The sequence below is a fragment of the Microvirga massiliensis genome, from assembly GCF_001006805.1.
In the GTDB taxonomy this organism is placed as follows: Bacteria; Pseudomonadota; Alphaproteobacteria; order Rhizobiales; family Beijerinckiaceae; genus Microvirga; species Microvirga massiliensis.
In genome coordinates, this window is the sequence record NZ_LN811356.1 from 1 (window position 1) to 10,053 (window position 10,053).

A 10,053-nucleotide genomic window follows, 5' to 3' on the forward strand; every position below is an offset into this window, starting at 1 on the left:
AGTAATAGTCGTAGCCATAGTAACCTCAGACCAAGCAATTTTCTGTCAGGCCAGAATTGAGCTAAGTCGCCCGGCCTTGGGTGATTTTGATCAGCAGGAGTTGCTTGAGGTCACTACTGAGGCAACTGACCTTTGGTAAGGCAATCTAGGTGCGAATACGTAACCTTGCGGCAGCAGGTGCGGCCGATTGACAGCCGTCAAGGGCCACAAGAACTTTGGGGCCGTAACGCAGTAGTGCACTTCTGTAATGGGCCGTTGGGTGTCAATCCCCTGAGTGAGTGTCACGTCGCCGAAGTTTTGCTTCTGTTCGGGGTCGGCGTGACGCCGCCCCACCATGCCATCAGAGTGGATGCGGTCAGTCCATCTAAAACGCGTGTTCTGCCTCGAGAGGCGCGCACGGCACTACTTACGGCTTCACCGCCTCCATCGTCCCGGCGACGGGACCTCAGTGGAACGGAGTTCGCGCTCCGGTTCCGAACTGTTGTGTCTTGCTATGCCGTCACCTCCCGGCTCCAACGGAACGTGCTGCCATCCACCCACATGCGATGAAGAATGACGGCGAGCTTGCGGGCCAGCGCCACCTTGGCGCGCTTCATGCCCCGCCGCTTCGCCACCTCCAAGGCCCAGCGTTTGAGCGATGAGAAGCGCACCGCCCGCGTGAGCATGATATGGGCTCCTTCATAGAGCGCCGTGCGCACCATCGGATCGCCAACCCGGCTCACCGCGCCGGTGATGTCGGTCTCGCCCGACTGGTACTTCTTCGGCGTCAACCCAAAGTGCGCGCCCACCGCCCGCGAGCGGGAGAACCGATCGGGCTGGTCGACGGCAGAGGTGAAGGTCACGGCGATCAACGCTCCAACTCCGGGCACGCTCATCAGCCGCCGGCAGACTTCGTCGCCGCGCACGATCGCCACCATGGCGCGATGTAGCCTGGCGAACTCCGCCTGCAGCGCCTCTCGGGCCCGCAGCATGGCATCCGCAATCCTCTCCAGCATCGCATGACCAGCGGCGAGCGTGCGCACGCGCGCTGCGAATTGCCCCTTGCTGACTTCCCCGACCTTCAGGCCGAAGCCGCGCAACAGACCGCGCAAGCTGAACTCGACAACACGCATCTTGGCCTGCAGTTGCTTGCGGGCCATCAGCAGGGCCCGATTCTCTTGGGCCGGCGGCGACTTGCAATGCACCGACCGGAACCAGCCCATGCGCAGGAGTTGGGCGATGCCACGGGCATCCTGGTGGTCGGTCTTCACGATCATGGCCGACAAGGCTGCCTTAATGTGCCGGGTCTCCAGCAACACGACGTCATAGCCAGCCGTCTGCAAGCCCGCATGCAGCCACTGCAAGAGCGGGCCAGCTTCAAGGCCAACACGGGTGAGCGGTAAGCTCAAACCGGCGAAGAAGGCCGTAAGGGCCTCCGGCTCGCTGGCGACTTTCGCCTAGCGGACGATTTGTCCGGTGGCGTCGACCACGCAGATGCTGCTGCGGTCCAACGACACATCGATCCCAGCATAATAGTCCATGGCTGTCCCTCATGATGCTCAGGGCCGATCACATCGGACCCCGCTCCAACACCATTACTCTGAGGGACAGCCACTCCGCTCCGCTACTTTGCAGGCGGCCGGCCCATTACGGCATCTATCTATGCAGGCGATCGTACGAATCTGCTGCGCGAGATTCTATCGGTGGGTGCGTCTTGAAGAACTGTGGCCGATATTTTCGAAAAGGAGTCTTCTGAAGATCTCACAGAGACCACGCTCGCGCAGTCCCAACCTTTCAGAGTGGGTACGGCGATCTCCGTAGAGGTTCGCGGAACCCCGCCTAGCGCATCGTGCGGAAAAGTGGGCCCACTTTTCCGCACGATGCGCCACTCAGGTAGTCAAGCATCGGCCCCAAAAGTGGAATCCACTTTTGGGGCCGATGCTATAGTGGCGTGCCTCTAACGCCTGCTAATCACCGCTCGAGACAAGCACGAGGCCAACTCTACGGCCCCAATCAGAGCGACAGGCATCGAGCCATGATCGGATTTTACAGCGACGTAATGAGTGGCTCCCGAACATCGACGGTTGTCCAGGAGACGCCGCTTTGGAGGCCTTGCCACGTCGATTTTCGCAGGGCCGGGAATGCAGCCGCCGTGTTCAGGACGCGACTGATCGTTTGTGCTGTACCAAGAAAAGCAGCGGATGAGAAATGTGGGCACAGCTAGTATACACTTTCATTGGAGCGCGGATCACAGATCGAATCCTGGGCTCCAACGGCGGCGCGGCACTCGTCACAACACAAGTGTTTCGCACTTCGACGATTCTGCGTACTAGGTAAGCGAGGGTCGAAAAACACGTGTGAAGATTTCAAGATTGAGAAGCGCCCAGAGTGTCTTCTCGTGGTTTCGACGCCCTGTCGTATGCTCGTCGAACATCTGCGCAAGCTTGTTCCGATCGCACATGACCGCAACCTGCGAATCGGCTCCCAAGAGGTGGTCATGCAGATAGTCGCGTAGGGTTGTACGAAACCAGAGTTCCACGGGAACCCGGAAGCCGACCTTGCGCCGTTTCAGAATCTCTCTCGGCAGCAGGCGGCCCACTGCTTCGCGCAACACGGCCTTGCCACCCTTGGCGCCAAGAAGGATATGGTCCGGGAACGCGGCAACGGTCCTGGCTAGCTCTACATCCATGAATGGCATGCGCCCCTCGATGCCCGCAGCCATCATCATCCGATCTCCACGCTCAAGGAGATTATCGGGGAGCCACGACGTCTGGTCAAAGAGTAGAGTTCGTTTCAGCGCTGACCCTGAACCCGAGAAGGGGAAGGGGTCGAGCCGGCGCCTCGGCCGTGACTGCGCCATGAGCGCTCCGGCCTCTGTCGGCGACATGGCTCCGAACCAGACAGCCATTCTGGCTTCAGGATCCCGTACCGAGAAGGCGCGGAGAGCCGTCGCCGCCCGCCGAGCCCCGTATGGCAAGCGATTGGCGAGGGCGCTTGTCGTATCTTGAAGTATCGACGGTAGTAGCCACTGATATTGGGAAATCCGTGGCTCGAATTTATGTTTCGGATAGCCTGCCAGAAGTTCGTCCGACCCCTCGCCAGTCAGAACCATCTTCACTTTCTTTGCAGCTTCGCGGGCCAGCAGCAAAATCGGGATGTCGGCGGGCTCGGATACGGGCGCACCACGGTGCCAGACTGCCTCGGAGAGAAAATCGAAAACAGCGCTCGAGGGGACCACAATCTCATGGTGATGGGCCCTGAAATGGCTTGCAACCAGTCGCGCGTAGGGGAGTTCTGAATGATCGCTTTCGCTGAAACCGGCTGAGAAGGTTTGCACTGGGCGGCCGAGTTCCTGAGACATCAGGCCCACGACAGCGGCCGAATCGATTCCTCCGGAGAGAAAAGCGCCGAACGGCGCATCCGAGCGAAGCCGCAGGCGTACGGATTCCTGCAGCGTTTCCGTAAAGCGTTTCACTGCCTCGTTCATGCCGATCGGCTCGGGTTCTGTATCGGCGAAAGGAGGTGTATAGTAGCGCCTTATTGTGAGATTGCCGTTGCTCCAGACCGCAAAGTGGCCCGGTGGCAGCTTTTTGATCGAGCGGAAAAAGGTGTTCGGCCCGGGTACGTACCGGTAGACGAGGTACTCCTCCAGGGAGTCCCAGTCGAAGCTCCGATCGAGCCCCGGGAACGCCGTAAGTGCGTGAAGCTCCGAACCGAAGATCAGCCCCCCTTCGGGCAGCTCCGCTATGTAGAGCGGCTTCTTGCCGAAGGCATCCCGGGCGAGGATGAGTTCACCCCGCTTCGGATCCCATAGTGCAAAGGCAAACATCCCGCGCAGCTTGGGGAGAATGTCCGGTCCAAGGATCTCCAGGCCCTTGAGCAGAACCTCCGTGTCAGAGCTTGTCCTGAAGTGAGCCTGATGACCCTTGAGCTCCTCTTTAAGCTCGAGATAGTTGTAAATCTCGCCGTTGAAGATCAGTTGGCGGCCAAGCTCGTCAGACATAGGCTGAGCGCCGCCCGGCGAAAGATCGATGATGGCCAAGCGACGATGGCCTAACGCAATCTGCCAATCCGGGTTCTCGGACGTGTCGACCCAATAGCCCGCACCGTCCGGCCCCCGATGCCGCAAGAGGTCGGTGAGTTCGGTCAGGACCTGACTGTCAAGTGCACGAGCAGACGGGACCACCCAGCCGAAAATTCCGCACATGCTATCCTGCTTGTGATTGGCCGCGGCTTTCGCGCCGCGCGCTCTCTTCCCACGCCGTCATAGGTAGCTCCCGCCGACACGAGGACAAGGGAAGCGAAGCTCGCCCCCGTATGCGTCCAGGCGACGAGAGGCATTCCCATCCCTCCGCATACCAGTCTGTGGCGAGCCAAAGGGGCGAGTGCCCTGTCGTCCGTGTTCGTAAGCGATCACCGGCTCGCCCGCCCAAGGGACGGCGCTTGGACAGCCTGACGCTGAGGGGGTGACAAAAACCGGGGCGGCCCTCTGCGCCCCAGCAATCCGGCGAGCCATCCGTGCAACGCATAGCTGAAGTTCGCATAGGCGCCGGCCACGAGATATTGACCAGTGAGAAGAAGGGTCGCAACAAGAATGATCGGGTACCCGGCAGGGAAGAAGCGCCGGCTGAAGAGAAGCTTGTTCCGCTCGTCCAAGTAGACAGACAGTCGCGAACGCTGCCTCCTGTCATGACTGGAGCCCATCGTGGTTCCATGCCGATGGTAGATGACTGCGTCATGAGCATAACCTAGCCGGAACTCGCCGCGCCGGAAGCACCAATCGACCTCCTCGTTGTAGAGAAAATAGCTCTCATCCATCCGCCCAACGGACTCGATAAAGCGTCGCGTCACAAGCATTGCGGCTCCGGACACGTAATCCATTTCCTGCTCGATTGCCGGTACATCGGGCACGGCATCGGCCGGCATATGCAAACCGATATCCAGGCCGCGCGCGATCCATTTACGCCATCGGCCAGCATAGAGTTGCACCATTCCGGTCTCGGCGAGCATCAGGCGACCGCCAACGATCCCATAATTCCCGCTCCGCGCATGCGCCACAAGGCTCGCCAAGGCGTCGGGATCGACTTCAGTATCGGGATTGAGAACCCAGATGGCTGACCAATTCGGATCGACGATCAGATCAAGCGCGGTGTTGACTCCTCCAGCATATCCGAAATTCCGGACAGCCTCATGAATCTGCAGAAGCTGCCCTCCTGCACGAAACCTTGCGGTGTGGGACGCTCGAACGCGACGACTACGCAGCTCGATCGGCTCGGGAAGCGACAGAATGAGACTTTTTGAAAGTTCCTCGAGGAGAGTGCGATACGCATCTGCCCCGCCATTTTCGCAGACATGCACCTCGAAAGTCGTGTGGGTCGAACGCGACAATGCCTCGAGGCAGGTTCGAATCTCGTTCGGGCAATCGTAGCCCACGATAAGAACCGCTACGTGCTCACTCACGGGAGCGCTCCGCTCGGACGGGAGAGAGGGGGAGTGCCGCTTGGGGATTGTCGGCCGAAGGTTTGGTTCGCTCGACGGCCGCCATCACGCGGTAAGCATGAATGAAGCGGAAAATGCGAAGGCGAAACAGAACCCGGATGGCGCCCCACCGGTCCCGCCAGGACGTAAGCCGCGGCGAGGCGAAGACCTTCGCGATGTGAGGAACCGGTGAGGCCAGCACCATCCACGATTGCATGATCCAGCGGAGTTTTCCCGCGCGACGCTCTCGGGTAAGGAGATAGGCCTCCTGCGTCCGACGATCGTACGTGCGCGCGAGCTCGTTCCAGTCGCGACGCGCAGGATGCGAGACGACAGCACCCGCGACGTGGTTCAAGGGGAACCCAAGCGACACCGCCCGATGGCTCCACTCCAGATCCTCGGACACACCGCTTCGAAATCCGCCAACTTGGTCGAAGACCTCGCGCCGGACAAAAAGATTTCCTGATCCGATAAAACCCCGCTTTTGCAGGAACTCAAGCGCATTGAACCCGAATACCATGTCGAACGCCTCTTCCGGCGTCACATGGTCGGGATCTTTGGGCACGACAAGCACCGGACCGCCGACGATCGGGAATTCCTCCAATCCGATGAGCCCCTGACGCAACCAATCCGGAGTGGGACGACAATCCGAATCTATGAAGGCGAGAGCCTTGCCCGTTGCGAATTTGGCTCCTTCGTTTCGGGCTGGCCCGGCTCCCTTAGTATGCGCGAGTATGACGCGTGCCCGGCCGGCGGCTACCTGCTCAACAGCGTGCAAGCCGCATTTCGAGCCATTGTCTGAAATGATCACCTCGAAACGGGATCGTTCAAGAGTCTGGTGATCCAAGAGCTCAAGACACAGAGATAGCTGCTGGAGGTCATCGTAATGGGGGATGATCACTGAGGCTTCAATCAAGACCCCGGCTCCGTCTTTGACTACACTATAACTATGCCGAAAACCGCTGACGCCAACCCTGTCGACCCAACTACCTTGAGGAGGTACAGAGCCCCTGTGATCTCATGTTATGATTCGCTCCGGCAGAGGCATAAGTTCGGCCCTTACGAAACTGGGCCGTGAATCAGTCGCTGCGGCAGAAAAGCAGATCATTGCAAACCTGCAGGAAGAAGGCGGGAAGACAGATACTGGATGTCTGCCCGCGGTGATTGGGGAGCCGAGACTCCACGCTCTAAGGGCTAAGCTCCGGGGATTCGCGGCATATCTCTGCCATCGCTCGATCCAGCGGTGCAGCAGTCTCGTATCGCTTCCCAGCCTCGCGCAAGGCCCACTTGAGGGTGGGGACCATCATTGGGTTCGTGTGTTCAAAGACAGAGTAGCTTTTGGGCAGTCTAGCGTAACCTACTATACGCATTGCTCCGCGATATGCCGCCATGCCCAAGCGGTATGTTATGTGGTCTACCAAACGTCGAGCGGTCAGGGGCGGCAGATAGCCATGAATTTTCTGCCGTGTCATCGGCGAAATCAAGTCGATATCGCTGAACAGAAGCACGCTGATCGCCTTTTTGCGTTGGCCAAACAGATTACGAGGCACGCCTGCCTCTTCTGCGATACGGCGCGGAATGGGCCGATCATAATGGCCTCCCACTGAGAAGCAATGCATCTCATCCGATGTCGAGATTCGAGAAAGATCGGGATGGCGCTGAGCTCCGACAAAGGGGAGAGGTAGGTGGACAAAGTCCTTGGCAAGCCGAAACTCGCCGAGACTCGAACCGCTGATGTCCCCTCTCTTTATCTTCGTATTGGGTTTGCTTCTCCGATCCCAGACTTTGTCGCCGTGGAAGCCGGTGACGAACACGCGACCGGAAATTAACTCTGAGAGCGCGGTGTAGACGAAGTCTTCGGCTTGCATTCCGGTTGCAAAAAATTCCGCTTCCTCACCTTCGTGGCCCTCGCTCGTCCTTAATCGTTCTACTGGCAGAACTTTGAGTCCGAGTGCCAGGCCGATATTCGTTCCATCATCGCTGACCCCGTTACGCGCAGTCGTGAAGGTGACCGCCTCTGTACACCCAGCGGATCGCGCTATTGCAGCGCATGCAGGCGAGTCATAGCCGGACGAGACCGTTGCAAGCAGCCGATAGCGCCTCGGGCGATCCGGATCGGAGGCATTTTTCGCCACAGCTGAGCACACTGACTGAATGTAGTTTCGATAAGCAGCGAAGTCGCTGAATGGTGCAGGTGCCGGCTTCGGCCTGATCTCAAGTCGCTTGCCCAACAGTGCGTTATGGTGGAATAAGAGGTGAAGAATGCCTTTGTCGGTATGAATTTTAACTGGCGAAGTGTGAATTCCTCTCACAATACTGACAAGGGATTTCAGCAATGTACGGTCTTCCGTGGTGAACTTCGCGCCTGTGTGAGCGAGCAGGAATGGCAACGAGTTTGATGCCCGCCAAGCGCCATCGCACTGGATGATGTATATGCACTCGAGTGTGTGAGATGGTGGGACAGCGAACCATCCTTCGGACATCCGTTTCATTCCTGACCCGAAGACGTTAGGTGAGTCGGAAAAATTCCACTCACCGACGCTCTCGGTTGCCCAGGCACCTTCGAAAAAGCCATCCGGCTTAACTATCACGGAGGTCCCGCAAATAACGGAGCCGCTAGGTGCGTGCTCGGTGAACAACCACGCAAGCGGAGGGATATCAGCATCGCGAGTGACGCCAATTTTCTCCATCTCTGTTTGCTCCTGGTATTGAAACTCAGACTATGCCAGCGGGGGTATGCGTGCAGCGCGAGCACCCCGGGTTCGATGTTTGTATCAGGCGATTTTGTCCAAGCCATTCTGCTCGCAAAAGCTATTGTTGCCTGCAGGTGGGCGCGGAGGGTTAAGAAATCCCATGTTGAACCCGATACTGCGCAATACCCGTGCTACCTTCGTCTGCAGCCATCGGTCGCCGGCTTGGCTGGAGATGGGGCATGACCATAAACTGCGCAGCAAGAGCTTCTCCAAGCTCGCGCATAGCTCTGCGGCCCTCGAACCTGTCAAGATGATTCGGAGGGCCTACGGGTGTCTTGTTGACATCCACGATGTATATGCGGCTATCGCCTCGGTCGCGCAGGATGTCAAGTTCACCGTAATCCAACCCCATCGCGCGAGCGAAAGCTACAATGTTGGAGACCTCGTCTGTGCTGAATACTTCTGAGGTTGGGCGTCGAACAGCTCGGGTATTGTTGTTGCTGAAGCGTTCGTAAAGAGGTCTATACTTCAGATACACGAACGGTATCGCATTGCCGATTACCGGCGTGCGAATGTCCATGACGAAACGATCTTCTACTTGATTGTCAATGATACGCTGATAAACCCGACCGGGGACTGCTTGTGCCGGTCCGTGAATGATCCGCCCATCGTGAGGTCCGTTGCGGTCTGATTTCTCAACCAAGGGGCCGATGTGAGTTGTAGGATCGACGTGGAAGCCGTATCCGAATACTCTCTCAAAGGCTCGGGCAACCGCTTCCTTGCTGATGTCACGGCAACTGGCGTTCAGGGTGCGAACGCCGGGGACAGGGGCAATGTCTACATGCGTGGCATCCTCCCAGGCAATGGCGAGGCAAACGTCCTCGGAATTGGCCGAGACGACCTGGAACCCCATGGACGCGCACATCTTGCTGATGACGTAGACACCAGGTGGCGGGCAGGTCGGGTAGAGGAGGATCTTTGGTGGGATGGGATGCTGGGCGCCTTCGATCCCGGCAAGTTCATCATAATAGCGTCGCTCGGCCTCGGCAGCTCGCTTGTACATGACTCGCTGGATGGGGCGAAACAAATACTCCGCAGTCTTTGCTGTCAGCCCTCGGACACCATACTTGCGGAGGGCCTGGGCCGGATTTAGGAGTACTGCAATCGGCTTCCACACAGTGAGCATCCTCCGTTCCCTATCGGCCATTCTTGATATGGAGTTCAATGGGATCAGGGCTAGTCTAGCTAACCCGGTGTGCGGGTTTTCTTGGGCTCGACATCTGCGGCTATCTGAGGCGGGGGTGTCGCGATCAGCCGCACGTGCGTGGCTCGCCTCATGCACGCGGCCGGGGTCTCGGGCGTGAGCCGGCGCAAGGGCCGGTCACCACACAGCGGAGCGCGGGTGCGCCCGGCTCCCGATCTGGTCGAGCGCCGCTTCACGGCAAATGGCACGAATCAGCACTGGGTGGCCGACATCACCTATGTCCCGACTCAGCGGGCTTTCTTTATGTCGCCGTTGTGCTGGACGTGTTCAGCCCGCCGGGTGGTGGGGTGGAGCATGAGCCCCGATCTGAGGACGTGGCGCGTGGGGTAGTATAATTTGTGCCCGCGCCATTCCGGCTTGGGTTATCTCTCACCGATCAAGCTCGAGCGAAGGAAGATCGCGCCGGTCCTGAACCCGGCGCGATGGCGCCAATCCTTCAACCATCTACAGCGCTGCGGCAACCTTACCCACGAGCTATGACAGGCCGAGCGCACGACAATGGCTCCAATATCTACATCGCTGTCGACGCACTTGGCCATCTGCTGGCCACTCATGTCTTGCCGATCGCCGAACGGGACGCGCTCAAGTAAGCGTACTCGCGGCCGCAGTTCAGGAGGTAGCCGCCGCGAGAAACGGATT

Annotated in this window: 6 protein-coding genes and 1 pseudogene; all 7 read right to left on the reverse strand. The window is 58.8% G+C overall.

The genetic code is table 11. The features are described from left to right. Positions 1-491: 491 nt before the first annotated feature. Positions 492-1,520 (reverse strand): annotated as a pseudogene (locus BN1233_RS20565) (IS110 family RNA-guided transposase). Positions 1,521-2,308: 788 nt separating this feature from the next. Next, positions 2,309-4,186 (reverse strand): asparagine synthase (glutamine-hydrolyzing), encoded by a 1,878-nt coding sequence (gene asnB / locus BN1233_RS20570; RefSeq protein WP_046865514.1) that lies wholly within the window; start codon positions 4,184-4,186, stop codon positions 2,309-2,311. A gap of 206 nt (positions 4,187-4,392) precedes the next feature. After that, positions 4,393-5,439, reverse strand: coding sequence for a glycosyltransferase (locus BN1233_RS20575; protein ID WP_046865515.1), 1,047 nt, complete (start codon positions 5,437-5,439; stop codon positions 4,393-4,395). Continuing rightward, complete coding sequence (locus BN1233_RS20580; RefSeq protein WP_048708638.1) at positions 5,432-6,373, reverse strand: glycosyltransferase family 2 protein; 942 nt, start codon at positions 6,371-6,373, stop codon at positions 5,432-5,434. Before BN1233_RS20580 ends, BN1233_RS20575 begins: the two co-directional genes overlap by 8 nt. A gap of 271 nt (positions 6,374-6,644) precedes the next feature. Beyond that, complete coding sequence (locus tag BN1233_RS43110) at positions 6,645-8,147, reverse strand: hypothetical protein (RefSeq protein WP_048708636.1); 1,503 nt, start codon at positions 8,145-8,147, stop codon at positions 6,645-6,647. 151 nt (positions 8,148-8,298) lie between these two features. Beyond that, positions 8,299-9,336, reverse strand: a complete 1,038-nt coding sequence (locus tag BN1233_RS20590) for an ATP-grasp domain-containing protein (protein ID WP_048708634.1) — start codon at positions 9,334-9,336, stop codon at positions 8,299-8,301. A 440-nt stretch (positions 9,337-9,776) separates the two neighbouring features. Beyond that, a partial coding sequence (locus BN1233_RS49160; RefSeq protein ID WP_210168221.1) for a hypothetical protein occupies positions 9,777-10,053 on the reverse strand: 277 nt, incomplete at its 5' end.